Here is a 25,494-nt window from a genome sequence, read left to right as displayed (position 1 = left end):
AGTATTTAGGAGGCACCATGGCTGTCGAATACGACGATCTTCGCGACTTCATCGAGCTTGTCGAGAAACGGGGCGACCTGCGCAAGATCGAAGGGGCGGCGCTGGAGCACGAGATCGGGGCTATCACGGAGGTCGCGGCCGGCAGCGAACATCGGCCGGCCCTGCTGTTCGACAAGATTCCCGGCTATCCCGCTGGCCACCGCATCTTCACCAACACGACGGTGAGCGCCTCGCGCGCAGCGCTCGCACTTGGCCTCGACGCCGACCTGTCGCCGCTGCAAGCCCTGCAAGCCTGGAAAAGCAAGAGAACCGAGATCAAGCCCATCGCGCCGGAGACGGTCGGCTCAGCCGCCTTTTTGGAAAACGCGATGGTCGGGGAGGCGGTCGATATCACCACGTTCCCGGCCCCGATCTGGCACCACGGGGACGGCGGGCCTTATATCGGCTCCGGAAGCGTCGTGCTGACACGCGACCCGGACACGGGGTGGGTCAACTGCTCGATCTATCGGGTGCAGGTCCACGGCCATAACCGCGTCACGGTGCAGTTCGATCACAACGGCCGGCACGGGGCCATGATCTCCCGCAAGTACTGGGATCGTGGCGAACCCTGTCCGATCGCGATCGTCCACGGCGAGGATCCGTCGCTGTTCGTCGCCGGCTTCGAATACCTCCCCGAGGGGGCCTCTGAACTGGATTTTGCCGGCGCGATCCGCGGGCGTCCGCTGCAGGTGCATCCGGGACCCCTCACCGGCTTGCCCATTCCGGCCAAGGCCGAGATCGTTTTCGAAGGGTATCTGCAGCCGTTCCCGGCCGTCAGCCTTCCCGAGGGTCCGTTCGGCGAGTTCACTGGCTACTATGCGGCCGACAAGCGGCCGGCTCCCGTGATGACCGTGGAAGCTGTTCACCATCGAAACGACCCGATCCTGCTCGGCTCGCCGCCACTGAAGCCGCCGCGCTTCCACTTCGGCCTGCCGCTGCGGGCCGCCGGGATCTGGGGCAACCTCGAGGCGGCCGGTGTCGCGGATATTGTCGGCGCCTGGCAGCACGTCTCGCAACTGATGACCGTGATCGCGCTGAAGCAGCGCTACGCCGGCCATGCCAAACGGGCGGGGCTCATCGCGGCCGCGAACAGCTACATGGGCCGCATCGTCGTGTTGGTGGACGACGATGTCGATCCCTCCAGCCTCGCCGACGTCATGTGGGCGGTGACCACCCGCGCTGAGCCCTCGGAAGATGTCGATATCATCCGGAACGCCTGGAGCTCATCGCTCGATCCGCGCATTCCCGCAGCCGCGCGCGACATCGGTCTTACGTCGAATTCGAAGATGATCATCGACGCCTGCATTCCTTTCCAGCACCTGGAAAGCTACCCGCGTGCTTCTGCGCTCACTCCGGGCCAGGCGGAGGAGGTTCGACGCAAGTGGGGGCACTTGCTCGGCCCGAACCGCTGATGCAATCCGGCCCATCCAGACCCACTCGGCGCTCTAATCAGGCACGATGCCTCACGACCGGGCGGCGTGCGGAATCTTTCCGCACTCCGGGAGCACCGGGATCCGGCTTGTTCTTGACAGCACTTTGACGCCGAAAGATTATGTACAAGATGTATGCTGTTTAATGTCCTGTGATCGTGTCCTGATTGACTAACGATCGACGGACGGTGGCGAAGGAAAGAGTGAGATGGTTGATCTGTGCACAAGAGGCCGAAACCGGATCGCAACAATCATCGCCGCGTTTCTCTTAGGCACCACGGCTCTCGCCGGTCGTGCCGCAGCGGCGGATCTGACGGTGTCGCTGCAGGGCGGTCCCCTGGGCGAAGCCATCAAGACCACCCTGGTGAAGCCGTTCCGCGAGGAGAGCAAGCTCGATGTCGTGTCCGATGATCGCGACTGGGGGATCGGCGCCGTTCGTGCCAAGGTGGAGGGCGGGGGCAACACCTGGGACGTCGTGAATGCCGAGGATATCGAGGTGATCCAAGGGTGCGACGAAGGCATCTTCGCGCATCTCGACACCGCGAAGATCTCGTCCTTCGACAAATTCGTGATCAAGAACGAGGACCGGCCGTGTGGCCTGCCCTCCGTGATCTACAACACGTCGCTTGCCTACAACAACGCGAAGATGACGACCAAGCCGACATCCTGGGCAGACTTCTGGGATACCAAGACCTGGCCGGGGCGCCGCTCGATGGTCAAGTCTCCGCAGGATGTCCTTGAGATCGCGTTGATGGCCGATGGGGTGCCGCGGGACGATGTCTACAAGGTGCTGGCGACACCCGCCGGTGTCGATCGTGCCTTCAAGAAGCTCGATGAGTTGAAGCCCAACATCATCTGGTGGACGAATCCGGGCCAATCCCGGCAGTTGCTGGCGTCGGGCGAGACCGTGATGTCGGCGACTTACGACAACGGTATCTATTTCTTCAATCGCACGCAGAAGACGGACTTCGGTACAACCCGCAAGGACGCCATCACGCATACCGACTACTGGGCGGTGCTGGCAGGGAGCAAGCACGAGGCCATTGCCTACAAGTTCCTGAACTACGCCTCCGATGCCAAACCAGCGGCGGTGTTGAGCGACGCGCTCGCGATCTCGGTTCCGAATAGCGAGGCTGTCGCCCTCGTGCCGGCGGAGCTGCGTCCCAACCTGTCGGCGTTGCCCAGTAACATGGCGCAGGCGGTGCGGTCGGACGCGCAGTTCTGGGTCAATCATTACGATGCTTTGAGCAAGCGCTTCGACGCCTGGGCCGCGCAGTGAACATGGCCGCGCCGGCATCCGCAGCGGTTTCCTTCGGGAGCGTGTCGGCGTCGGAACCTCATGATCGTCTGTGGCGCGACCTGAAGCGATCGCAGCGGGCCGCCCAGCTTCGCGCGATCGGCCTCATCCTCCCGCTCGTCGTCTTCCTCATCCTGGTTTTCATCGTCCCTATCGGCATGTTGCTGTCGCGCAGCGTGTCCGACCTCGCGGTCCCCCGCGCCTTGCCGGCGACCGTCGCGGCCCTGGCGGGTTGGACCCCGGCAAAGGAGATCCCGCCACAAGTCTATCCGGCCCTGGTCGAGGACATCGGCTCAGCGCCGCAGATGCTGTTCGGCGACGCGGCCGCGCGGCTTGAGACCGGAACGCCGGGCATGCGGGCCCTCATGATGAAAACCCGATCGCGGCTGCAGGGTGCCGCGCCAAGCGACGCGCGCAAAGCCCTGACCGGCATATCCCCCAAATGGGACACAATGGAGGGTTGGGTCGCGATCAAACAGGCTAGTGGCCCGCTGACCGATCATTACCTGTTGACGGCCCTGGATCTCCACCGCGACGAGCTGGGCAAGGTCACCCGCGTGGTTGCTTACGAGCGTGTTTTTCTCGCTGCGATCGGCCGCACATTCGGCATCGCGTTCACTGTGACCGCGCTGGCGCTTCTCCTGGGTTTTCCGTTCGCGTTTCTGGCCGCGACCTCATCTGATCGCGTCAGTCGCATCCTGCTCTTCACCGTCCTGCTGCCGTTCTGGACCGCCATGCTGGTGCGGGCGCTGTCGTGGTCGGTTCTCCTGCAGCGCACCGGCATCATCAATGACGCACTCCTGCGTCTGGGCCTTGTGCGGGAACCCTTGGACCTGATGTACAATCGCTTCGCGCTCTGCATCGCGCTGATTCACATCTTCCTGCCCTACATGGTGCTGCCGCTCTACAGCGTGATGAAGACGATCCCGCCGCAGCATATGCGCGCCGCGGCCTCGCTCGGTGCGCGGCCCTGGATGGCGTTCCGCCGCGTCTACCTGCCCCAGGTGGTTCCAGGCATCGGGGCCGGCGCGCTTCTAGTCTTCATCCAGTGCCTCGGCGTCTTCGTGGTGCCAGCCTTGCTCGGGGGCCCGAACGACCAAGGCCTCCCGTATTACATCGCGTTCTACGTCAACCGCGTGCTCAACTGGGGACTGGCCGCCGCACTCTCGGTCATCCTCCTCCTGTCCGTGGCTGTGCTCTATGCGCTCTACGTGCGGTTGTCCGGGAAGAGCGCCATGGTGTTGGGCTGACGCATGCGGATCTCCCCCTACGCCACGCTCCCGCAGAAGGTCGGCGTCTGGACCATTCGCCTCTTCGCGCTGTTGATGTGCTTGTATCTAGCCGGGCCCATCGTGGTCTTCATACCCCTGTCGTTCAGCGACAAGGCGCTGTTCCATTATCCCATCCAGAGCTTCAGCCTGCGCTGGTATCACCAGCTCGTTACGTCCCCCGAATGGTTGCGCGCCGTGCTCAACAGCCTCGCGGTTGCGACGAGCGCGTCCGTGCTGGCGACCATCCTCGGCGTCGCCGCGGCTTTCGGACTCTGGCGCGCGCGTTTTCGCGGCAAAGAGGCGGTCATGATGGTGATTATGACGCCGATGATCGTGCCAGCCGTAATCTCCGGGGTCAGCATGTATCTGGCTCTGGCGAAGGTTGGGCTCGGCAACACCCACCTGGGGCTGATCCTGGCCCATACGGCGCTTGCGGCTCCACTGGTGGTCATCACCGTGTCGGCGACCTTGTCCAAATTCGACACGACGCTCCTGCGCGCAGCCGCTAACCTCGGCGCCAATCCCCTGACGGCGTTTCGGCGCGTCTGCCTGCCGGTGATTGCCTCCGGGGTCTTCACCGGCGCGATCTTCGCCTTTGCGCTATCGTTCGACGACGTGGTCGTCGCCCTCTTCATCGCCGGCCCGGCACAGCGCACGCTGCCGGTGCAGATGTACATGCAGGCCAACGATCTCGTCGACCTCACTATCACGGCGGCCGCGACCGTGATGCTCGTCCTCTCGCTCGCGCTGATGGTCGGCGTCGAGTTCATGAAGAAACGCGAGGTCGCGACGGCGCGGTAACGCCCCGCCGACCGTCGACAGGAGAACCCGATGGACGCCATCGTCCGGTATTCCGACGTCTCCAAGACCTACGACGGGGTCACATCCGTGGTCCGGAACCTCAACCTCGACATCGAGGAAGGCGAGTTCCTGACGATGCTTGGTCCCTCGGGGTCGGGAAAGACGACGTCGCTCATGATGCTGGCCGGTTTCGAGGCGCCGACATCGGGCGAGATCCTTCTCGATGGCCGCTCGCTGGCCCGCGTGCCGCCCCACCGGCGCGACATCGGCATGGTGTTCCAGAACTACGCCCTGTTCCCGCACATGACGGTGAGCGAGAACATCGCCTTCCCGCTGCAGGTGCGCAAACGGCCCGCCGCCGAGATCGAGCAACGGGTGAAGCGGGCACTGGACATGGTTCACCTGTCGACCCTCGGCGGGCGGCGCCCCCTCCAGCTCTCCGGCGGGCAGCAGCAGCGGGTCGCGGTGGCGCGCGCGCTCGTATTCGAACCCAAGATCATTCTCATGGACGAGCCGCTGGGCGCCCTCGATCGACAACTGCGCGAAAGCATGCAGCTCGAGATCCGCTCGATCCACGAACGCCTGGGCGTGACCGCGGTCTATGTGACGCACGACCAGGGCGAAGCCCTGACGATGTCGGATCGCATCGCAATCTTCAGCAACGGTGCCATCGAACAACTGGGCTCACCCGAGGAGCTCTATTCCCGCCCGAGCAATGCCTTTGTGGCGCAGTTTATCGGTGAGAACAACCTGATGCCCTGTGCGGTCGCGCGCACGAGCGGGCTCGAGTGCGAAGCGGAACTTGCCGGGTCGGGGCCCGTGCGGGCGCGCTACGGCGACCTGTCTCCTGGCCAGACCGACGGCGTCGTGGCAGTGCGGCCCGAAAAGGTGCGGGTCAGGCCGAAAAGTGCGATGGACTCGAGCGAGAACAGTTTCAGTGCGGTCGTGGAAGCCGTCGTGTTCTTCGGTGACCACGTGAAGCTCGCGCTCAGGCTCGCTGGCGGACAGAAGCTTGTCAGCAGGTCGCTCCCCGAGGACACAGCGACGTTCGGCGTCGTGGGGCAGGAACTGACTGTTGGCTGGAACACGCAGGATTGTGCGATCTACGCGCCACGATCGCGCCCCGCCCCGCCCATCCCGGTCGCCTTCGCGAGTCAGGCCTGAGCAGACCACGTGCGGGCATACAGGTTTTTTGACCCCATTCCGTTATAACGGCGACGTCGTTTCGGACCAACTATCGTAAAGCGAATGAAGGAATCTTGAACCCTTTTGGATCGAGAAAGGATGGCAGGTCGCAACAGCGCATCGTTGCTGCCCTGCGTCTGCTTCGCTCGGGCGATGCGCCAAAACTGCCGTTCCGCTCACGTGAAGAGTTTCGGGCGCCGTGAGGCGTACGAAACTCTTCACGTGAGCAGACATTCTGATCCGCGCGGCAGATCAATTATGCCGCCCGGATGGCAGCTCTTTTGAATATACCTAACCGGGGTTCACGGGCGATGTAGCGCCGCACCTCCCGCGCCATCAGCGGTCCGCCGTGACCGACAAAGAACCGGCTTGCGCCCCGATCCAGCAATCCGGTCAAGCTCTGCCGCACGGCGCCGGGATCATCCTCGAAGGGGGGCTTCCTCGCATGCCCCAGGCGCGCGATGCCGCCGAGAAACGAGATGCCACCGATGACGAGGTCGCCGGCGAGGACGTCCCCGTTGGGGAAAAGCGCCGAGATCGAGCCCGGTGTATGCCCCGGGGTGTGCAGGACAACGCCGTCGCTTACGCCGTAGGGTGCAAGCGGGAGGTCACGATCGATCACGAGGTCGGGGGCGCACGGCGCGGCACGCTGTGATGGAAGGCCCGTGAGATCCAGCAGGCGCCCGCCCCAGCCGGTCGGGGGCCGCGTGCCGCCGTCGCCTTTTCTCAGCCACTCGGCATCGAGGGCATGCACGGCGACCGGCGCGCCCGTGGCGCGCTTGACCGCTGCCGCGCTGCCGATGTGGTCGACATGGCGATGGGTGATCAGGATCAGCGAGACGTCTCCCGGCGCGAACCCCTCGCGTGCGAGCGCTGCCAGCACCTTGGGCGCGCTTCCCGGCACGCCGGTGTCCACCACGACAGGCCGCTCCCCGATCAGGAGGAAGCTGTTCACCATACCCCTTGGCAGGATGGGAACGGTGACGATCCGATGTGGGCTCATGGCACTCTCCTGGTGTGACAGACGGCGGCAACGCGCTTTCGACCGCCTCAGTGGAGGCGAGCGAGGAGGCGCGCGCAGGCGGCCGCGACGGCCTGGGGCGCTTCCAGGGGAACGAGATGGCCGGCCACCGGGTCGGTCGTGATCGTCGCGCCGGGCAGGTGGTTTGAGAACAGCGGTCGCAGCACGGTTTCGCGCTCGACCTGGTCGTGTTCGGCGAGGACGATCTCGACGGGCAGATCGAGCCCGGCAAGCGCCCCGCTGATGTCGACCAACATGCCGCTTTCCGGCCAGGACCGTTTGGCGTCGGGATCGCCACGGAGCGTGTCCTCGATGACCTGCTCCCGCTGGGCATCGCCGAGCGTCGGACCCGCAAGAACCTTCAAGGCTGCGATCACGCCCTCGCGCGACTGGTAGGACGCCAGCATGCTGGTGCGGACGTCCGACGGGACCTGCATCGGCGTCGGGGGCGCCGGGGCAACCAGCACAAGCCCCAACAAGCCGCGGGCCCGACGCCCGGCCAGGATCTGGGCCACCTTGCCGCCCATGGAATGCCCGACCAGGACATACCGGCCGATCCCGAGTGTCTCGACGATGTCCATGACGTCGTCACCTAGCGCTTGGAGATCATACGCGCCATCGGTCGCCCGCGAGCCGCCCCAGCCGCGCTGGTTGATCGCGACCTTGCGGGCTCCATCGGGAAGCCTCGCGACCACGGGGCTCCAGGTGCGGGCCGAACCGCCCCAGTAATGGAGGAAGATCAGCGCCGGCTCAGCCTCGCCCGTGTCATCGAGGACGATCTCCGCGCCCCGCGTTTGTATCGTTCGTGTCGTCACCGTCGTCCTCCTTGTCTCAGGCATGCCAATGCGAGCCGCGGATGACCGCGCAGAAGTTGCCCCTGTGGAAATGCGGCTCCTTGTCGGCGATCACGTCGGCTTTGACGTTGCCGAAGGTGGTGTCCGGCTTGTGCTTGATGCCGTCGTAGAAGGCCTGGATGATGTCTTCCTTGAAGTGCTGCGTGCGCGGAAACGCGGCCACGACGGCTTCGCGCTGCGCGTCGGGATACCAGTCGTAGGTGAGACCCAGGACATCCATTTCGACGCCCGCCGTCGTGAGCGCGATCACCGGATGCATGAACTCCGGCACACCCGGCGTCGTATGCAGCGCGATGCCGGTCCAGACCTTCTCGATATCGGAAGGATCGACCTTGTGGCTCGTGAGGAAGTCCCGCGCCGCATTGGCGCCATCGACCTCGAAGCGCAGGTGTGGGCTGCTGTGCGCCGGCATTAGGCCGACATCGTGGAACATCGCGGCCGCGTAAAGCAGTTCGGGATCGAACGTCAGGTCGCGCTGCCGGCCGGCCAGGGCCCCGAACAGATAAACACGGCTCGAATGGTTGAAGAGCAGTTCGGTCTCGGTGTCGCGAATGAATTCGGTGATGGCGCGGCCGAGCTTGCTGTCAGGGATGGTGACGCCCTGCAGGCTGGCGGCAATGTGCGTTGCCATGAGAAATCTCCTGTCGGATATCAGATGCCGAACGGGTGTCGGCACGAATGCGCGGTGCTCCGTGCGAGCCCTGCGGAGTCAGCGTGGACCGACCCTCAGTCAGCATTGTTGAGGTCTTCTGCCGGGCGATCTGCGCTCCGTGCGGAGCCGCGCTCGTGTCGGCGTCATTGGTATCTCGCGATATGGATTCGGCAGCAATTGCGCTGACCGCCGAAAAACTGCCAAGCTGCGTTGGTAAGCTGCCCTTGCCGTGTCGCTGTACCGCCAAGGCCGGCCTGGCGCGGATTCGAGGCTGCGAGGGGAGGCATGGATGGCGAGGAAAGAGGTTGCCTTGCTGATCCACGACGGCGTGCAGGCGCTCGATGTGGCAGGGCCTCTCGATGTTTTTGCCGAGGCGAATGGCTTCCTGCCGGATGACCAGGGGTATGACCTCGTCCTGCTCGCGTCGGACCGTAGGTTGATCCGGGCCTCGAACGGCATGCCTCTGGCTGCGCATTTAACCTTTGGGGATGCGGCTCGCCGGTTCGACACGGTTCTGGTCGCTGGGGGACCTGCCTTGCCCGAAGCCGCCGAGGATATCGACATGTCCGCATGGCTGCAGCGCTGGGGTGTTGTTGCAGGTCTCTACGGATCCATCTGCACGGGAGCGTTCATTCTGGGCCATGCTGGTATTCTCGACGGGAGGACCGTCACCACGCATTGGCAGGCCGCCGCCCAGCTTGCCGCGATGTTCCCGGCCGCGCGCGTCGAATACGATCGCATCTTTGCCAGGGATGGCGCTCTGATCACATCGGCCGGTGTGACCGCGGGCATCGATCTGGCCCTGGAACTCGTCGCCGAGGATCACGGCCCGGCCGTTGCGCTCGCCTGTGCCAAGCGGTTACTCGTGGTGACCCAGCGCCAGGGAGGCCAGTCGCAGTTCAGCCCCCTCCTGCAGCGGCGCACCGGCGACAGCACGCCGCTTGGCAAGGTCCAGGATCACGTGATGGCGCATATTGGCGAGTCATTTCCGGTCGAACGGTTGGCCGAGATCGCTGGGACGAGCACCCGCAGCATCGCGCGGCTTTTCGTGAAGGAGTTGGGGCTGACCCCGCACGATTTCGTCGAGAACGTTCGGCTCGACCAGGCGCGCAACTTCCTCGAGGCGACCGACCTCGCCTTGAAGACGGTGGCCTTCGACTGCGGCTTCGCAGGCCCCGAGCAGATGCGGGCCGTCTTCCAGCGGCGCTTGGGCCTTAGCCCGCAGCGCTACCGGGAAAGCTTCCGGGCCGCTTCGCGGCCGTCCTCTACCTGCTCTGTGTCGAGCGACGACGGCCAGCGGCACCCCTCTCATACGTCCTGAAGTGCAGCGTGGGCGTTCTCAACGCCGATGTCCGCTTAGCTTTTCCACAGCCTCTGATGCCGGCCGACGGATTCGGCCAGCTTGAGCGTGGAACAGCCTGGCTGCCTGGCGCCCATCCCAGCATTGCGCCGTTTCATTGCACCTCGCAAAAGCGCACGTTTGATGCCGGGCTGCGTTGGGCAAGCCAGCAACATTCCGAGAAACAATGTTGGGTCAGCATAGCCGCGGGTTGTGTTCTATCCCATCGAGGTAGCCGAACACGGCTTGAAGGACTCGACGCTCCGGGTCAACGACGTCGAGGTATTAAAGAACAAAGACACGCACGGTGATGGCCGCGGTGAGTCATTCCTCAAAGCTCATCGGCCGATTGTCGCTGGTGCGATACGCGTTCGATCAGGCATCAGATGCTCTAAGAAGACACATAGTCCAGCATGAGACACAAAAATATCCAGATATATAATTTGACCGTAGAATAATTATATATCTGGCATTTCCATAGATATCGATGGTCATATGATGATGAGTTATACTATGACTTTAGCTTGGATTCTGAGATTAGACAAACCACTAATTGAAAACGAATTCGTTCTTTTTTGTCTGCAGTTCTGACAATGTCATAACAGGGATGTGGCAGAGGATCTCGTGCCCCTCTCCAGTGTCGCGAAGCGGAGGCGGGATCGTGTCGCAGATATCGCCGATGCGGCGCGGGCAGCGGGACGCGAAGCGGCAGCCGGGCGGCACGTCGATTGGGCTCGGGATGTCGCCCTTGAGGCGGATGCGGCTCTGCACAGCGTCCGGGTCCGCGACCGGGATCGCCGAGAGTAGGGCTTCGGTATAGGGATGGAAGGGCGGCGCGAACAGGCGTCCAACGGGACCCTGTTCCATCACCTTGCCCAGGTACATGACGACCACGTGATCGGCGAGATGATGGACCAGCGCCAGGTCGTGGCTGATGAACAGGATCGTGGTGCGCTTGTCGGCCTGGATCTGCAGCAGCAGGTTGACGATGGCGGCCTGCACCGAGACGTCGAGGGCCGAGACGGGTTCGTCGGCCACGAGGATCTGCGGTTGTGCCGCAAAGGCGCGCGCGATGGCCACGCGTTGCTTCTGGCCGCCGGACAGGCGCGATGGCCGCTGCCGGCGCAGACCGCGCGGCAGGCGCACGAGATCGAACAGGCGGTCGACCTCGGCCGAGATGGCGCGCTCGCCCTTGGCGAGGCCGAACTTCTTCAGCACGCGCCGCAGCGGGAATTCGGTGCTGTGCGAGGGATTGAGCGTCGCGTCCGGGTTCTGGAACACCATCTGGATCGCGGCGAGTTCTGCGGCCGTGCGCTGTGTCACGTCGCGGCGGCCAACATCCACGCCGCCGAACGCCAGGGTGCCGTCGCTCGACGGGTAAAGCCCGGACAAGACACGCGCGAAGGAGGATTTTCCCGAGCCCGATTCACCCACGATGGCCAGCACGCCACCCTTGTGGGCCTCGAAGCTGAGACCCGCATTGGCCAGCAACCGCACCTTTCTAGCCCGGAATCCGCTGCCCGCGAAGGTGTAGACCGTCGACATGTCGGCCGCCTTCAGCACGACCTCGTCATCGGGAAGGCTCGGCGCGAGGGGGGCCGCCGATGCGGCCAGGGTGGCGCCGGGCTCGGCCCATCGGATGCAACGCACCCGGTGATCCGCTTCGGTCGTCTCGTCCGGCACGGGGTGGTCGCAGCGACCGGGCGCGAAACCGTCGCAGCGCGGGCCGAACGGGCATCCGGGCGGGCGGCGCGCCAGGCTCGGCGGCTGCCCCGGGATGGGCAGGAAGCTCGTCGAATGTTTGGTCGAGCCGAGATGCGGCACGCAGGCCATCAGGCGCCGCGTGTAGGGGTGCTTCGGTGTGGCGAACAGCGCACGCACGGGTGCTTCCTCGACGAGGTCGCCGAGATACATGACGCCGACGCGGTCGCACACCTGCGCTACCACGCCGAGGTTGTGGGTGATATAGATCAGGGCCGTGTTGTGCCGCGCCCGCAGCTCGGAGATCAGGTCGAGGATCGCGGCCTCGACGGTCGCGTCGAGGCCCGTGGTCGGTTCGTCGAGCAGCAGCAGTTTGGGATTGGCCAAGAGCGCCATGGCGATCACCACGCGCTGCTTCTGGCCACCGGACATCTGGTGGGGATAGCGCGCCATCACGCGCTCGGGATTGGGAAGCTGCACATCTGCCAGGATCTGCCGGGCGCGATCCAGGGCCTCGCGCTTGCCGACGCCGGGGACCAGCATCGGCACTTCGGCCAGTTGCGAGCCGATCGTCATGGTCGGGTTGAGGGCGGCGTTGGGGTCTTGGTACACCATGGCGATGCCGCGCCGCGTCGCAGCCGTCAGGTCGGCGCCGTCGAACAGAATGCGGCCACCCGCGATGCGCCCGGTTCGGCCGAGGTGCTGCATCAACGCCATCAGCAACGTCGACTTGCCGCAGCCGGATTCGCCCACGATGCCGTAGCTCTCGCCCGCCTGCACCGCGAAGCTCAGGTCCGGTATCGCGGTCACGGCTCCGGAGGCGCCATGGTATTCGACCCGCAGATTCTCGACCGACAGGAGCGGCGACGTCATCCGGCTCATTCCTTCAGCGCGAGTTCGCGCAGGCCGTCGGCCAACAGGTTGAAGCCGAGCACCAGCGTCACGATGGCGATGGCGGGGAACAGCGACACATAGGGGTGGACCGAGATCATCACGGTGCCCTCCTTGACCATCGTGCCCCAGTCGGGGTCGGGCGGCGGCAGGCCGAGGCCAAGGAAGCCCATGATGCCGATGGTGATGATCGTGTAGCCGATGCGCAGGCAGAAATCGGTGATGAGCGGCCCGCGGCAGTTCGGCAGCAGCTCGACCAGCATGATGAAGACGGCCGATTCACGCCGGAGCTGGGCCGCCGCCACATAGTCGAGATGGCGCTGCTCGAGCGTGAGGCCGCGCACGATGCGGGCGATGCCCGGGCTCGCGGCGATCACCACGGCCAGCACGATGTTGAGCACCGAGGGGCCGATGGTCGAGATCAGGATGACGTAGAGGATGATGATGGGGAACGACAGGATGACGTCGCAGAGGCGGCTGATCGCGGCATCGACCCAGCCGCCGTAATAGCCGGCCAGGAGCCCGAGCGGACAGCCGATCAGATAGGCCGCGATGGCGGCCGTCGGCGCCACCGTGAGGACCTGCCGGGCCCCGAAGACGATGCGGGCCAGGATGTCGCGGCCGCTCTTGTCGACCCCGAGCCAATGGGCCGCCGAGGGCGCGGAATGCGCCAAGGCGGCATAGAACGACTTGTTGGGCGGATCGAGCGGCAGCACCGGTGCCAGGATCGCGGCCAGGACCCAGACCAGGATAAGGGCCAGGCCGCACATCGCCACCCCCGATGTCGGCAGCCGACGCAGCAGGCCGGGCGCCCGCGTGACCGGCTCGGCGGGCAGGTGGTCGATCGCCGTCATCGCAGCCGGATCTGGGGGTTGAGGAGGGCGTAGCCGGCATCGCCGAGAAGCTGCGTGGTCACCGCGACGCAGAGCGCGATCAGGGTCGCGGCCTCGATGAGCGAGATGTCACCGAACAGCGAGGCGTCGAGGATCATGCGGCCAAAGCCGGGATAGGCGAAGACGAGTTCCGTCACCACGACACCGGAAATAAGGAAGTTGATCTGCAGGAGGATCACCGTGAAGGGGGCGATCATCGCATTGCGCAGGCCGTGCCGGAGCACAACCTGAGGAAAGCTGAGGCCCTTCAGCATCGCGGTTCGGATGAAGGGGCGGTTCATCACATCCACCATGGCGCCCCGCACCATGCGGACCAGATAGCCACTGTCGTAGAGCACCAGCACGCTGACGGGCAGGACCAGCTGGCTCCACACGGGCCAGCCGCCGCCTGTCGTCAGCGGGCTCGTGCCCGGCAGCCAGCCGAGCAGCACCACGAAGAGGGCCACCAGGAACACCCCGGAGGCGAATTCGGGCACGGAAGTGGCCACGATGCCGAAGACTGAGATCGTGCGATCGAGCAGGCCCCCCTCCCGCATCCCGGCCAGGATGCCCAGGGTGAGCGACAGCGGCACGATGATCGCGAAGGCAATGCCGGCCAGCATCGCGGTGGCGCCGAGCCGCGACCAGATCACGTCGTTGACCGGCGCCTTGTAGAGCGACGAATAGCCGAAGTTGCCGAAATAGCGCGCGCCGCGCGGATCGACGAAATTCAGTTTTAAAGCCGGGTCCTGCAGCGGGTCGGCCCTGAGGCCGAGCAGGATGCCGAGCCAGCGGCCGTAGCGCTCCACCAGCGGGTCCTTCAACCCGAGCTTCTGGTAGAGCAGGTCGACGCTCTCCTGCGGCGCGTAGGGGCCGAGCGTCTTGCGCGCCACGTTGCCGGGCGAGAACTCGCTGACCGCGAAGACCAGGAACGAGGCGAGCAGCAGCGTGAGGATCACGCTGAGCAATTTGCGCGCGATGAGGACAATCACCGGCAGGCGATCCCGCATGAAACGGGCGGAGCCGGATCGCGCCGGATCATCATACCGCTCAAGCCTTATCGAGCCCGATCATCCAGCCGAAGAAGTAGTTCGACGGATGGGCCGTATAGCCCTTCACCCGCTTGTCCTGGAACGAGAAGACGTTGCGGAAAACGGGCTGCACGAGCGGCCCGTCCTCTTCCATGATGGTTTCGAGCTTGGCCAGGATCTCCTTGCGCTTCGCGAGGTCGAGCGTGCCTTCGGCTTGCGTCAGCAGCGCGTCGAACTCCTTGTTGGACCAGCCGGATTCATTCCACGGTACGCCGGTGCGGTAGGCCAGCCCGAGCAGCATGGTGCAGAGCGGGCGGTGATACCAGATGGTGATGCCGAACGGCACCTTGGTCCACACGTCCCAGTAGGAGGCGCCCGGGATCGGCTTCAGGTTGATCTTGATGCCGGCTTCCGCCCACATCTGCTGGGACGCTTCCGCCATCGGCTGGAACCAGTCGATGTCGTTCGGCACCACGAGGTCGGCCTCGATGCCGTCGGGGTGGCCGGCCTCGGCCAGCAGCTTCTTGGCGGCCGCGACGTCGCGCGTGGGGATCGCCACCGTGCCGTAATCGGGCAGCACAGGCGAACAATGCGAATCCGCCCCAACGGAGCCGAGCCCGCGCAGGGCCACCTGCAGTAGGGCCTCGCGGTCGACCGCGAGACGCATGGCCTTGCGGACCCGCGCGTCGTTGAAGGGCGCGGTGTCTGTCTTCATCCGCATGACGCCGGTCTCGGCCGTCTTGACGTCGTAATATTGCAGGTGGGTCAAGGCCTTGAGGGCGTCGTACTGGGACGGATAGGCGCTCGCGAGCCCATCGATCTGCTTCGACGCCAGGGCCGCGATGGAGGCCGAGGGGTCGTCGCCGATGTCGATCTGCTCCATGCCGTCGATCGCCGCGTCACCGCCCCAATAGCCGGTGCGGCGCTTCAACACGGCTCGCTTGCCGAGGTCGAATTCGGTCAGTTCGAACGGGCCGGTACCCTGGGCCCCAATCCCGAACACGCCCTTGTCGTCCGGGTGGAGGATCGACATCGGGTAATGGAAGAGATGTTCGGGCACCGCGACCTGGGGCAGCTTGCAGTTGAGCCGCACCGTGTGGTCGTCGAGCTTCTCGATGGCGTTGGGGGCCCACAGTTCGGTGGTGGGCTTGCCGTCGGGGCCCGTCACCTCGTTGAGCAGGTAGGCCTTGACGAGGCCGATCATAGAGGACCCGACCGCCGGATCGAGGCAGCGCTTCAGGTTCCAGATGACGTGGTCGGCCGTCAGTTCGTCGCCCTTGGTCCATTTCACACCCTTGCGGATGTGGAACGTCCAGGTCTTCAGGTCGGGTGAGACATCCCAGCTCTCGGCCAGATAGGGCCGGGTGACGTTGTCGTCCCCCGTCATGGTCAGGTATTCGACGACCTGCCGGGCGACGTTCGACTGCTCGCCCCAGGAGAAGGTGTGCGGGCTCTTGATGTCCTTGATGCGCGTGCCGATCCGCCACGTGCCGCCCTTCGGCAGGGCCTCGGCGGCGGCCGGGGGCGCGAAGGGCTCGCCCGTGATCGTGCCCGCCAGCGCATAGGCGGCCGGGGCCGCCATGCCGACGAGCGCCGCGAAGCGCACGAACTCCCGCCGGCTGACCCGCTTCGCCTCCAGATCCGCCGTCAGGGTCCTGATGTGGTCGTCGTTGGCCATGGGATCTCGAGGGGTGCGGGGTGGGCGGAGCGGCGGGCGTGTCTGAAATGGGTTCAATGTGACAGTTTCGAGATTATGCCGGTGGCAGGGGGCGTCGATAGTGCATTTGGTCATGTTTGGCGGGCGATGCGACCCTCCCGTTGCTCACGCCTCAGCCTGTGTCCCTGCGCGCTCGAAGGCAAGCCGCAACGAACGGGCCAGGGCCGGTCCAAGCTCCAGCTTGTGGGTTGTCGCGAGATAGTGCTGGAAGTCGTAGATCGTGACGGCCGGGCAGGTCTCGAATTCGAAGAAGGTCGGGGCGCCGGCCGCGTCGATGCGGAAATCCATCGAGAAGTAATCCTGCAGCGGCAGCAGGCGGCGCAGGCGATCGGCATGGGTCAGGATCGTGGCGGTGGCGGCCTGCTCAAACGGCGTGGTGGCGACCCTGAGGTCGTCCATCTCGGGCGTGAAGGCGGCGCCGTGCTCCCGGCCGAAGGCGCCACGCGCGCCTTGCGTGTCGCGGGCGCCCGACAGGGTCTCGTTGTCCCGCATCGTCATGAAGGCGCCGCCGGTCTCGCTCGCGAGGTTCTTGCGCAGGCGGCCGATGCCGATCTGGCGCGGGAAGCCGCCGCCCGTGTCCATGTAGGAGACCCGCACGTCGTCGCCCTCGACATAGGTCTGCACCACGGCGCGGTCGGCATACCGGTCCCAGATGCGCTGCCCGAGCGCCTGGGCGGCCTCGAAGCCGGTGCAACGGCTGTCGGCGAAGATGCCGAGCTTCGCCCCGAGGGTGGCGGGCTTGACGAACAGGGTGGCGCGCTCCCAGTCGAGGTCCGCGTCGCGCAGGGCCGCTAGCGTGACGGCGCCTTCGAGGAGGCGCGTCGGCGGCACCGGCAGCCCGGCGCCCGCCGCCATGGCCAGCGATGCGAACTTGTCCTGGCAGAGGTGCTGCGTCGTCGGTGGCGAGCCGTAGCGCGGCAGCCCGAGCAGGCGGGCCAGGGTCGGGATCGACGATCCCCGGTAGAACCGGATGCCGTCGGTCTGGCACCACACGATCGTCCGCTGCGGATCGAGGCGCGGCAGGGAGGCTGCGGCCTCGGCAAGCGGCAGGAACGTGACGTCGAGCCCCTCCGCCCGCAGCGCCGTGCGGATCTCGTCGGCGAAGTCAGCGAGGTCGGTCGCCTGGGCCAGGTAGGTTGCGACCTCCCGGGCGATCTCGTCGGGATAGCCGTGCTTCACGAGGTGGTCGCGGCAGGCGGCCTCGGGTTCGAAGACGATGACAACTTGGTCGAGCTTTGGCATGGAGGATTCCTGCACCGGCACCGCGCGTCCATCGCGGGCGGACCTATCACGGAGCTTAGCAGCAATGAGCGGCGAGGACTGGTTCCGGGTTAGTGACTTTGGTCATGGGGTCTGGCGCATTCGCGAAAGCGGCCTGGGCCCGGCCCACGCGGCCAACATCTGGCTGGTGGCGGGGCGGGACAGGGCGCTGCTGATCGACGCCGGGGTGGGGGTCGCGCCGTTGCGACCGGTCGTAGAGGCCCTGGTGGACCGGCCGGTGATCTGCCTGCTGACCCACAGCCATTATGACCATATCGGCGGCGCTTGGGAGTTTGCCGAGCGCTGGGCGCATCCGGCCGAAGCCGCCATCCTGGCCGACCCGACACCGGACGCCACCATGTGGCAGGGCTGGCTGACCGATGCGGTGTTCTCCACGCAGCCTCGCCCTGGCTTCAGCATGGTCGATTACGCGATCAGGCCGGCGGCCCCGTCGCGGCTGGTGGACGAGGGCGACGCGATCGACCTCGGCGGGCGAGTGCTGACGCTGATCCACGTGCCGGGCCATTCGCCGGGTCTGCTGGCGGTCCACGACGCCGAAGCGGGCCTACTCTTTACCTCCGACGCCCTCTACGATGGCCGCATGTTCTTCGACCTGCCGGGGTCGGACCCGCGGGCGGGCGCCGACAGCATGGCCCGCCTCGCGAGGCTCCCGGTGCGGCTGGTGCATCCCGGGCACGGCGAGAGTTTCGGCCGCGACCGCCTCGACGAGGTGGCGCGCGAGCAGTCGCGCCTTCTGGGAGCGTGAAAGGTTTCCGGGGAATCGCCGTCTCGCCTAGAACCCAGTGACGGCGTAGACCTTGCCGGGGTACGGCGCCCCCGATTTGTCATCGACGGCCGTCACATACATCGTCTTGCCATCGGCCGAGAAGGCGACGTTGGGTGCTCCCGCGGACGGGACGTCGATCGTCTTGACGAGCTTCTTGGTCACCGGATCGACGATGAGGATGCGGCCGGCGCTGTATTCGCCGATGTAGAGGTTGCCATCGGGGCCGAGCTTGATGCCGTCGGGATAGGCCGAAGGCGGTTCGCCCAGCTCGTACAAGCGCAGGAACAGCCGCCGGTCGGAGAGCGCGCCATCGGGCGCGACCGCGAACTGGATCACGCGGTTCGCCTCGGATTCGTTGACGTAGAGCGTTCCGCCGTCCTTCGAGAGCACAAGGCCGTTCGCGTAATGGATATCCTTGGCCATGACGGTCGCGGTGCCGTCGGCCGTGACGTGCACGATCTTGCCGACGATCGGCCCGGGCTCCCAGGGGCCGGAGAGCGACACATAGGCTCCACCCTTGCCGTCGAGGGCGATGTCGTTCGGGCCGACCAGGGGGTTGCCTTCGGTGTCGTGGTCGATCACGCGCCTGGTTTTACCGGCCGCATCGGTCAGTACGATCGTGCCGTCGTCGTAACCCGCGATGATGAAGCCGTCGCCGAAGCGTTGCACCGCATTGGCGCCCGACCCCGCCTTGCTCCAGACGACGCTGCGGGTTTGCCCGTCCCACTTGTCGATCTCGCCGGCGCCATACTGGGCGTAGTACAGGATGCCGTTTTCGACGAACGGCCCCTCGGGGAACTTGGCGGCGCCGTCGATCACCTTGATCTCGGTCGCCTGGGCGGAGGCCGCGCCCACTAGCAGCGCGACGGCCACGAGAATGCGTCTCATGCTTGTTCCTCGCTCACGAACTGATGTGTCCGGGGAGGCCAATCCTACGGGTGACGCCGGGCACGTCGATGATGCCTTTGGTCATCTTCCAGATCCAGGCGCCGCAGGGCACCTATTGCTCGACGAGCTCGCGCTCCGCCATGCAGCTCAGGAACACCTCGCGCTCGGTGGTCACATCGAGCTTGTCGTAGATACGGCGTCGGTAGTTCTTCACGGTCCCCTGGGTCAGGCCGAGGCGTTCCGCGATCGTCTTGGTCGGGTAGCCACGCAGCATCAGTCCGACGATGTCCTGCTCTCGCCGGCTGAGCAAACGGCTCATGCTATCGGGGATCGCGAGTTCGCTCGGCGACACGGGCGGCAGGCCGAAGGATTCGATCGTCTCGACGATGCCCGAGGGTGCGAGATGGAACGTCGCCGGCAGAACCGTGCGGTGGAGCACGAGCGTGCAGCCGATCCGCACATCGCCCACGTCGGCGAGTTCGGCGAGCGCCTCGGCCAGGATCGTTTCGTGCTGCGCCTCGCAGGTGCTCCAGCCAACGTTGCGTGCGATCTCGTGCCGCTCTCTGTCGAGGACGCGGGTCGGTTTCGGGCCGGCCAACAGTGCCCCCGCATTGCCGCGGGCGATCTGTCCATCCCCGAACACGACCTCGACATGCGCGGCATGCAGCCCCGCGACAAGATCGTAGATCAGGCGTGCCCGGGCGAGGTCCAGTTCCGTGTAGGAACCCGCGCGGCGGTCCAGGAAGAGGGCCACGCTGCTTTGCCCGATCGGCGGCAGAAAAATGCCGATCTCGTCCGAGATGCTGACGTCGTGCAGGATCGCGCCGACGTAATGGCGGCGGTCGGCCTCGGTCGCCACCACATCGGCGAGCGACACCACGCCGGGCCGCGCCACGTCCCGCCAATAGCGGTAGAACGGATCGTACCGGTAAAGGTCCCGCGCATAGCTGCCCGTGAAATCGGGACCGTAATCCGTGCCGAGCAGCAGGTCCGGCTTGGAGAAAGCCGAATAGCGCATCACGGCCGAAAGATCGTGAGGGATGAAGCACCCGACGGCGGCGAGCAGCAGGCGGTAGAAGGGCTCGCGCCCGATGGCCGCCGCGGCTTGCCCCAGCGCGGCCGACGCGGTTCGATCGATCGTCAGGGCATCCCATTCCGGCATTGTCGAACCACTCCCCGCATCTGCGCGCGACACACGCGAAAGCCACTGGACCGGTGGCCGATGCATCCGCCCGGCAGGTCACGAAGACCCTGCAAGAGGAATGCCGACCGATCCATCCTCACCCCGTTCTCGGTCGCGGCTGCAAGCTCGCATGACCGTAATCGGCCGCGTCCGACACCGTGCCATGGAACCGCAACTTGCGGAGGTATTCCAGGGGATCCTTGGCTTCCACCAGGGCACCGGCCGGGACAGCGAGCCAGTCGATAAGCCGCGTGAGCAGGAAGCGCAGGGCAGCGCCGCGACAGAGGATCGGCAGGGCACGGAGTTCGGCGGCTTCGAGCGGCCGCACAATCTCGTAACCCACCAGCACGGCCCGGCCGCGATCGGGTGAGAAGCAGCCGTCCGGCTTGAAACACCAGGCGTTAAGACAGATCGCCAGATCGTAGGCGAACGCGTCGGTGCAGGCGAAGTAGAAGTCGATCACGCCGGGGATCGTTCGCCGCAGGCGCGCAACTGGCCCAGGTCGAAGTCGCGGAGCAGGCTGTCGAGTTCGCTTTTCGTCACATGCGTGTAAACCGCCAATGGCCTGTGTCCCTCCCCTGATGTTTCCAAATCCGGAGACGCCGTCAGGCGCGGTGCTTCGCCACCCGTCCGTGCCGCCGGATGAAGGTCTCGACCTCGGCCCGGCTATTCGGCAGCACGCTCACACGCTCCGGCCTGTCCAACAGGTCGGCGAGGTGAGGCGGCAGCTTGGGGCGGACACCCGAAGCGCGCTCCACCGCATCCGGGAACTTGGCCGCATGCGCGGTGGCGAGCGCCACCACCGGGGTGGTCGGGTTCTGGCGCAGCAGCGTGCGGGCCGCCCGCAGGCCGATGGCCGTATGCGGGTCGAGCGTATAGTCGTTGTCGCGCTGCACGGCGGCGATCTCGTCCGTCACCGCAGCGGCATCCACGGTCTCGGCGGCGAATTCTGACCGGATCCTGTCGAGGGCCTGCGGCGCGATGCGGAAAGCGCCCGTGCGGGACAGCTCGGCCATGGCATCGACCACGGTGGCGCTGTCCCGGTCCGAGGCCTCGAATAGCAGCCGCTCGAAGTTCGACGACACCTGGATGTCCATCGACGGCGAAGTGGTCGGTATGACGCCGCGCAATTGGTAGGTGCCGGTCGCGAGCGTCCGGGCCAGGATGTCGTTCTCGTTCGTGCCGATCATCAGCCGTTCGATCGGCAGGCCCATGCGCTTCGCCACCCAGCCGGCGAAGATGTCGCCGAAATTACCGGTCGGCACCGCGAAGGACACGGGCCGCCCCGGAGCGCCCAGGGCCACGGCGGCTGTGAAGTAATAGACCGTCTGGGCCGCGATGCGGGCCCAGTTGATGGAATTCACGACCGACAGCCCGATCTCCTCTCGAAACCCCGGACTGGCGAACAGCCCCTTCACCATGGCCTGACAGTCGTCGAACGTGCCCTCGATCGCGAGGGCATGCACGTTGGGCGCACGGCTGCCGGTCATCTGCCGACGCTGCACCTCGGACACCCGTCCATGCGGGTAGAGGATGAAGACGTCGACGTGGTCGAGGCCGCCGAAGGCGTCGATGGCGGCGCTGCCGGTATCGCCCGAGGTGGCGCCCACGATGGTGGCGCGCGCGGCGCGGGTCTTGGGCGCATGGTCGAGCAACTGCCCGAGCAGCCGCATCGCGACGTCCTTGAAGGCCAGGGTCGGGCCGTGGAAGAGTTCGAGCAGGAACAGGTTGTCGCCGGCCTGCACCAGGGGGCAGACGGCCTTGTGGCGGAACGGCGCGTAGGCGGCTTCGATCATCCGGTCGAGATCGGCGGATGCGATGGCGTCGCCCACCATGGCGCCGATCACCACCTTGGCGACGTCGGCATAACGCGCGCCCGCAAAGCCGGCGATCGTGTCTCGTGACAAGGTCGGCCACCGTTCGGGAACATAAAGGCCGCCATCGGGGGCAAGGCCCGTCAGCATGGCCTCGACGAAGTCGATTCCGGGCGCCTGACCGCGGGTGGACCCATAGAGCATCGCGGCCTCCTTCACGTCAGCGAGCGGGCGAGCCGCGCGGCTCACGCCGTCCAATCAAGCACGATCTTGCCGCACTCACCCTTCGTCATCAGGTCAAAGCCGCGGGCGAAATCCTGCACGGGCAACCGGTGGGTGATGACCTTGCGCACGTCGAGGCCGCTCTGCAGCATCGCCAGCATCTTGTGCCAGGTCTCGAACATCTCGCGTCCGTAGATGCCCTTGATGGTCAGCATCTTGAACACGACCTTGGTCCAGTCGACCGCGTAGGGCTTCGTCGGGATGCCCAGCATGGCGATCTTGCCGCCCATCACCAGGCGGTCGACCATTTCCTCGAAGGCGGCCGGCGCGCCGCTCATCTCGAGGCCGACGTCGAAGCCCTCCTTGAGTCCGAGGCGGTCCATCACCGCGACGAGATCCTCTTTCGAGATATCGACCGGGACGACGTCCGTGACCTGCGCGGCCAACGCCAGCCGGGTCGGGTTGACGTCGGTGATGACGACGTGGCGGGCGCCCACGTGCCGGGCCACCGCGGCGCTCATGATGCCGATCGGGCCCGCGCCGGTGATGAGCACGTCCTCGCCCACGAGGTCGAAGGACAGCGCCGTATGCACCGCATTGCCGAGCGGATCGAGGATGGCGCCCATCTCGTCGTCGACGTCGTCGGGCAGCGGCACCACGTTGAAGGCGGGGATCTTGACGAACTCCGCGAAGGCGCCGGGGATGTTCACGCCAATGCCGCGCGTCTTCGGGTCGAGGTGGAAACGACCGCCGCGCGCGGCCCGGCTCTGCATGCCGATGACATGGCCTTCGCCCGACACGCGGGTGCCAATTGCCAAGCCGCGCACCGCCGCCCCGACCTCGACGATCTCGCCCGCATATTCGTGGCCGACCACCATGGGCACGGGAATCGTCTTCCGGGCCCAGTCGTCCCAGCCGTAGATGTGGACGTCGGTGCCGCAGATGCCGGTCTTCCCGACGCGGATCAGCACCTCGTCGGGGCCGATGCTCGGGACCGGTTCGTCCTGCAGCCAGAGACCCGCCTCGTCCTTGGCCTTCACAAGCGCCTTCATGGTGCGGACCTTTTCTTGAAAGAAACCTCAGACGAGGCCGAGCGAACGGCCGGCGTCCGTGAAGGCGTCGATGGCGAAATCAACGTCCGCCTCGCTCAAGGCCGCCGACATCTGGGTGCGGATGCGTGCCGCGCCCTTCGGTACCACGGGGAAGAAGAAGGCCGCGACGTGAACGCCGCGCTCGTGCAGCGCCTTGGCCAGGCTCTGGGCCCGTCGCGCATCGTGCAGCATGACGGGGATGATGGGCGTCTCGCCCGGCACGAGGTCGAACCCCGTCGCACTCAGGCCCTGGCGGAAGCGCTTGGCATGGGCCGCGAGCCGCGCCCTGCGGTCATCCGCCCGTTCGGCGATGTCGATGGCCTCGAGCGACCCGGCCGCCACCGCGGGCGCGAGGCTGTTGGAAAACAGGTAGGGTCGCGCGCGCTGGCGCAGCAGGTCGACAATGGGCTGTGCCGCGGCCACGAAGCCGCCCATGGCGCCGCCCAGGCTCTTGCCGAACGTGCCCGTGACGATGTCGATGCGCCCATCGGTTCCGGTCAGGGCCGGCGTGCCGCGCCCCTGCGGGCCGAGATGCCCGGTGGCGTGGCAATCGTCCACCATGACGAGTGCGCCGTAGCGCTGCGCGAGCTCCGCGATGGCGGGCAGGTTGGCCACGTGGCCGTCCATGGAGAAGACGCCGTCGGTGACGATCAGCTTGAAGCGCGCCCCGTCGCGATCGGCCTCCTTCAACCGCGTCTCGAGCTCATTCATGTCGGCATTGGCGAAGCGGTAGCGCTTGGCCTTGCTCAATCGAACGCCATCGATGATGGAGGCGTGGTTCAGCGCATCCGAGATGATCGCATCCTCGGCGCCGAACAGCGGCTCGAAGACGCCGCCGTTGGCGTCGAAGCAGGCCGCGAACACGATGGCGTCGTCCTTGCCGAGATAGCGCGCGATCCGCTGCTCGAGCGCGCGGTGCAGGGTCTGGGTGCCGCAGATGAAGCGCACCGAGGCCATGCCGAAGCCGAATTCATCCAGCGCCGTCTTGGCGGCCGCGATGATGTCGGCATCGTCGGCGAGGCCGAGATAATTGTTGGCGCAGAGGTTGACCGCCTGATGCGTGACGCCGTCCGCCTCGATGGCGATCCGCCCGCCTTGCGGCCCCGCGATCACCCGCTCGACCTTGTAGAGGCCATCTTCGCGGATGCCGGCGAGCACGCTTTCGAGATGGTCAAGGAACCCCGACGACATCGCACCCTCCGCGCTCGCTTCGGCTGGCCCGGCCCGACGGTCGGTGTCGATCCCAGCACCCACTTCGCCTATAGACACAAGTGAACATGAATCTTGGCGTGATGCAAGTGCCGGAACTCGGAGCTGTCTTAGTATGGGCGGCAGCCTCGCCAGTGAGTACAAGGCACAGGCGTCCCGCACTCGCATCGGCACAGATCGGTTTTGGCTTCGTGCCGACCTCGGGATAGAAGACGTACGCCGCGAGGTTATGACCCATCGATCCGTGCCGGCGGGAGGTGAGATGCAGGACAATGCCGCCGAACAAGCACCTGCCACGGGTGAACGAGAAGGGCGCACGACCCGTGACGAATGGCTCGCGCTCGCCATCGCGGCGCTGATTGCGGACGGGATCGACCGGGTCAAGGTTCAGATTATCGCCAAGACGCTCGGGGTGTCCCGGTCGAGCTTCTACTTCTTCTTCGAGAGCACGAAGGACCTGCATGCGCAGATGCTCGATTTCTGGCTGCGCAAGAATACAGGGCCGATCATCGAGCGGGCGATGCGACCCTCGGACACCGTGACGCGCGGCATCCTCAACGTGTTCGAGTGCTGGCTGGACTTGAGTCTGTTCGATCCGCAACTGGACATCGCGGTGCGGCTTTGGGCGCGGCGATCGGCGACGGTCGCAGCGGTCGTGGCACAGGCCGACGAGCAACGCCTCGGCGCCCTGGCCAGAATGTTCACGCGACACGGCTTCGATGCCGAGGACGCCCTCATTCGCGCCCGGGTGCTCTACTTCACCCAGATCGGCCATTACACGCTCGACCTTCGCGAGGACGTGAAGGCCCGGTTCCAGAACTCGGCCGGCTACGTTCGCGCCTTCAGCGGCCAGGACGCGAGCGCGGCCGAAATGGAGACTTTCCGCCGCTTCGCCCGCCGCTTCCGACCGGACATCTAGGGTCGGGCCGACATCCAGAG

At 66.0% G+C, this 25,494-nt stretch carries 21 protein-coding genes and 1 pseudogene; 8 read left to right on the top strand and 14 right to left on the bottom strand.

Annotated features, from left to right (window positions below; genetic code table 11):
* Positions 1–17: 17 nt before the first annotated feature.
* From M8523_RS07265 to M8523_RS07245, 5 genes are all read left to right on the top strand, one after another.
* Positions 18–1,451, top strand: a complete 1,434-nt coding sequence (locus M8523_RS07265) for a UbiD family decarboxylase (protein ID WP_282584171.1) — start codon at positions 18–20, stop codon at positions 1,449–1,451.
* A 226-nt stretch (positions 1,452–1,677) separates the two neighbouring features.
* Positions 1,678–2,748 carry an ABC transporter substrate-binding protein gene (locus M8523_RS07260; RefSeq protein WP_282584170.1) on the top strand — a complete coding sequence of 357 codons (1,071 nt, stop codon included), beginning with the start codon at positions 1,678–1,680 and terminating at the stop codon, positions 2,746–2,748.
* A gap of 41 nt (positions 2,749–2,789) precedes the next feature.
* Positions 2,790–4,016, top strand: a complete 1,227-nt coding sequence (locus tag M8523_RS07255; protein ID WP_282584169.1) for an ABC transporter permease — start codon at positions 2,790–2,792, stop codon at positions 4,014–4,016.
* A 3-nt stretch (positions 4,017–4,019) separates the two neighbouring features.
* Complete coding sequence (locus M8523_RS07250; protein WP_282584168.1) at positions 4,020–4,838, top strand: ABC transporter permease; 819 nt, start codon at positions 4,020–4,022, stop codon at positions 4,836–4,838.
* Positions 4,839–4,868: 30 nt separating this feature from the next.
* Positions 4,869–6,002 (top strand): ABC transporter ATP-binding protein, encoded by a 1,134-nt coding sequence (locus M8523_RS07245; protein WP_282584167.1) that lies wholly within the window; start codon positions 4,869–4,871, stop codon positions 6,000–6,002.
* Positions 6,003–6,279: 277 nt separating this feature from the next.
* Here the strand turns inward: M8523_RS07245 and M8523_RS07240 are convergent, their stop codons facing one another.
* Genes M8523_RS07240 through M8523_RS07230 form a run of 3 tightly spaced genes read right to left on the bottom strand, consistent with a single transcriptional unit; the run spans position 6,280 to position 8,529 of the window.
* Complete coding sequence (locus tag M8523_RS07240; protein ID WP_282584166.1) at positions 6,280–7,026, bottom strand: MBL fold metallo-hydrolase; 747 nt, start codon at positions 7,024–7,026, stop codon at positions 6,280–6,282.
* Positions 7,027–7,073: 47 nt separating this feature from the next.
* Positions 7,074–7,859, bottom strand: coding sequence for an alpha/beta fold hydrolase (locus M8523_RS07235; protein WP_282584165.1), 786 nt, complete (start codon positions 7,857–7,859; stop codon positions 7,074–7,076).
* A gap of 16 nt (positions 7,860–7,875) precedes the next feature.
* Positions 7,876–8,529, bottom strand: a complete 654-nt coding sequence (locus tag M8523_RS07230; protein ID WP_282584164.1) for an HD domain-containing protein — start codon at positions 8,527–8,529, stop codon at positions 7,876–7,878.
* 310 nt (positions 8,530–8,839) lie between these two features.
* Here M8523_RS07230 and M8523_RS07225 point away from each other — a divergent pair, with 310 nt between their 5' ends.
* Entirely contained in the window at positions 8,840–9,871 is a 1,032-nt protein-coding gene (locus tag M8523_RS07225) for a GlxA family transcriptional regulator (protein WP_282584163.1), read from the top strand.
* 567 nt (positions 9,872–10,438) lie between these two features.
* Here the strand turns inward: M8523_RS07225 and M8523_RS07220 are convergent.
* From M8523_RS07220 to M8523_RS07200, 5 genes are all read right to left on the bottom strand, one after another.
* Complete coding sequence (locus M8523_RS07220; protein ID WP_282584162.1) at positions 10,439–12,463, bottom strand: ABC transporter ATP-binding protein; 2,025 nt, start codon at positions 12,461–12,463, stop codon at positions 10,439–10,441.
* A gap of 5 nt (positions 12,464–12,468) precedes the next feature.
* Positions 12,469–13,335: an ABC transporter permease gene (locus tag M8523_RS07215; RefSeq protein WP_282584161.1), complete on the bottom strand. Its 867-nt coding sequence runs from the start codon at positions 13,333–13,335 to the stop codon at positions 12,469–12,471.
* Positions 13,332–14,345, bottom strand: a complete 1,014-nt coding sequence (locus tag M8523_RS07210) for an ABC transporter permease (protein ID WP_282584160.1) — start codon at positions 14,343–14,345, stop codon at positions 13,332–13,334. Before M8523_RS07210 ends, M8523_RS07215 begins: the two co-directional genes overlap by 4 nt.
* A 58-nt stretch (positions 14,346–14,403) precedes the next feature.
* Positions 14,404–16,062: an ABC transporter substrate-binding protein gene (locus M8523_RS07205; protein ID WP_282584159.1), complete on the bottom strand. Its 1,659-nt coding sequence runs from the start codon at positions 16,060–16,062 to the stop codon at positions 14,404–14,406.
* A 144-nt stretch (positions 16,063–16,206) separates the two neighbouring features.
* Positions 16,207–17,343: a hypothetical protein gene (locus tag M8523_RS07200; RefSeq protein ID WP_282584158.1), complete on the bottom strand. Its 1,137-nt coding sequence runs from the start codon at positions 17,341–17,343 to the stop codon at positions 16,207–16,209.
* Here M8523_RS07200 and M8523_RS07195 point away from each other — a divergent pair.
* Entirely contained in the window at positions 17,342–18,127 is a 786-nt protein-coding gene (locus M8523_RS07195) for an MBL fold metallo-hydrolase (protein WP_282584157.1), read from the top strand. The genes M8523_RS07200 and M8523_RS07195 overlap by 2 nt on opposite strands.
* A gap of 27 nt (positions 18,128–18,154) precedes the next feature.
* Here the strand turns inward: M8523_RS07195 and M8523_RS07190 are convergent, their stop codons facing one another.
* The 6 genes and pseudogenes from M8523_RS07190 to M8523_RS07165 all read right to left on the bottom strand — a co-directional run bounded on the left by M8523_RS07190 (position 18,155) and on the right by M8523_RS07165 (position 24,537).
* Positions 18,155–19,036 (bottom strand): SMP-30/gluconolactonase/LRE family protein, encoded by an 882-nt coding sequence (locus M8523_RS07190; RefSeq protein ID WP_282584156.1) that lies wholly within the window; start codon positions 19,034–19,036, stop codon positions 18,155–18,157.
* 112 nt (positions 19,037–19,148) lie between these two features.
* Positions 19,149–20,198 (bottom strand): helix-turn-helix transcriptional regulator, encoded by a 1,050-nt coding sequence (locus M8523_RS07185; RefSeq protein WP_282584155.1) that lies wholly within the window; start codon positions 20,196–20,198, stop codon positions 19,149–19,151.
* Positions 20,199–20,316: 118 nt separating this feature from the next.
* Positions 20,317–20,691: pseudogene (locus M8523_RS07180) on the bottom strand (phosphotransferase); the annotation flags it as partial.
* A 133-nt stretch (positions 20,692–20,824) separates the two neighbouring features.
* Positions 20,825–22,237, bottom strand: coding sequence for a threonine synthase (thrC, locus tag M8523_RS07175; protein WP_282584217.1), 1,413 nt, complete (start codon positions 22,235–22,237; stop codon positions 20,825–20,827).
* 41 nt (positions 22,238–22,278) lie between these two features.
* Positions 22,279–23,307, bottom strand: a complete 1,029-nt coding sequence (gene tdh, locus M8523_RS07170) for an L-threonine 3-dehydrogenase (RefSeq protein ID WP_282584154.1) — start codon at positions 23,305–23,307, stop codon at positions 22,279–22,281.
* Between the two features lie 27 nt (positions 23,308–23,334).
* Positions 23,335–24,537 carry a glycine C-acetyltransferase gene (locus M8523_RS07165; protein ID WP_282584153.1) on the bottom strand — a complete coding sequence of 401 codons (1,203 nt, stop codon included), beginning with the start codon at positions 24,535–24,537 and terminating at the stop codon, positions 23,335–23,337.
* A gap of 247 nt (positions 24,538–24,784) precedes the next feature.
* Here M8523_RS07165 and M8523_RS07160 point away from each other — a divergent pair, with 247 nt between their 5' ends.
* A complete protein-coding gene (locus M8523_RS07160; RefSeq protein WP_282584152.1) occupies positions 24,785–25,474 on the top strand; it encodes a TetR/AcrR family transcriptional regulator in 690 nt (229 codons plus the stop codon).
* Positions 25,475–25,494: the final 20 nt, after the last annotated feature.

Source organism: Lichenifustis flavocetrariae (assembly GCF_026130545.1).
In the GTDB taxonomy this organism is placed as follows: Bacteria; Pseudomonadota; Alphaproteobacteria; order Rhizobiales; family Beijerinckiaceae; genus Lichenihabitans; species Lichenihabitans flavocetrariae.
The sequence above is the reverse complement of the archived record's forward strand: the minus strand, read 5'-3'. Positions and strand labels throughout refer to the sequence as shown.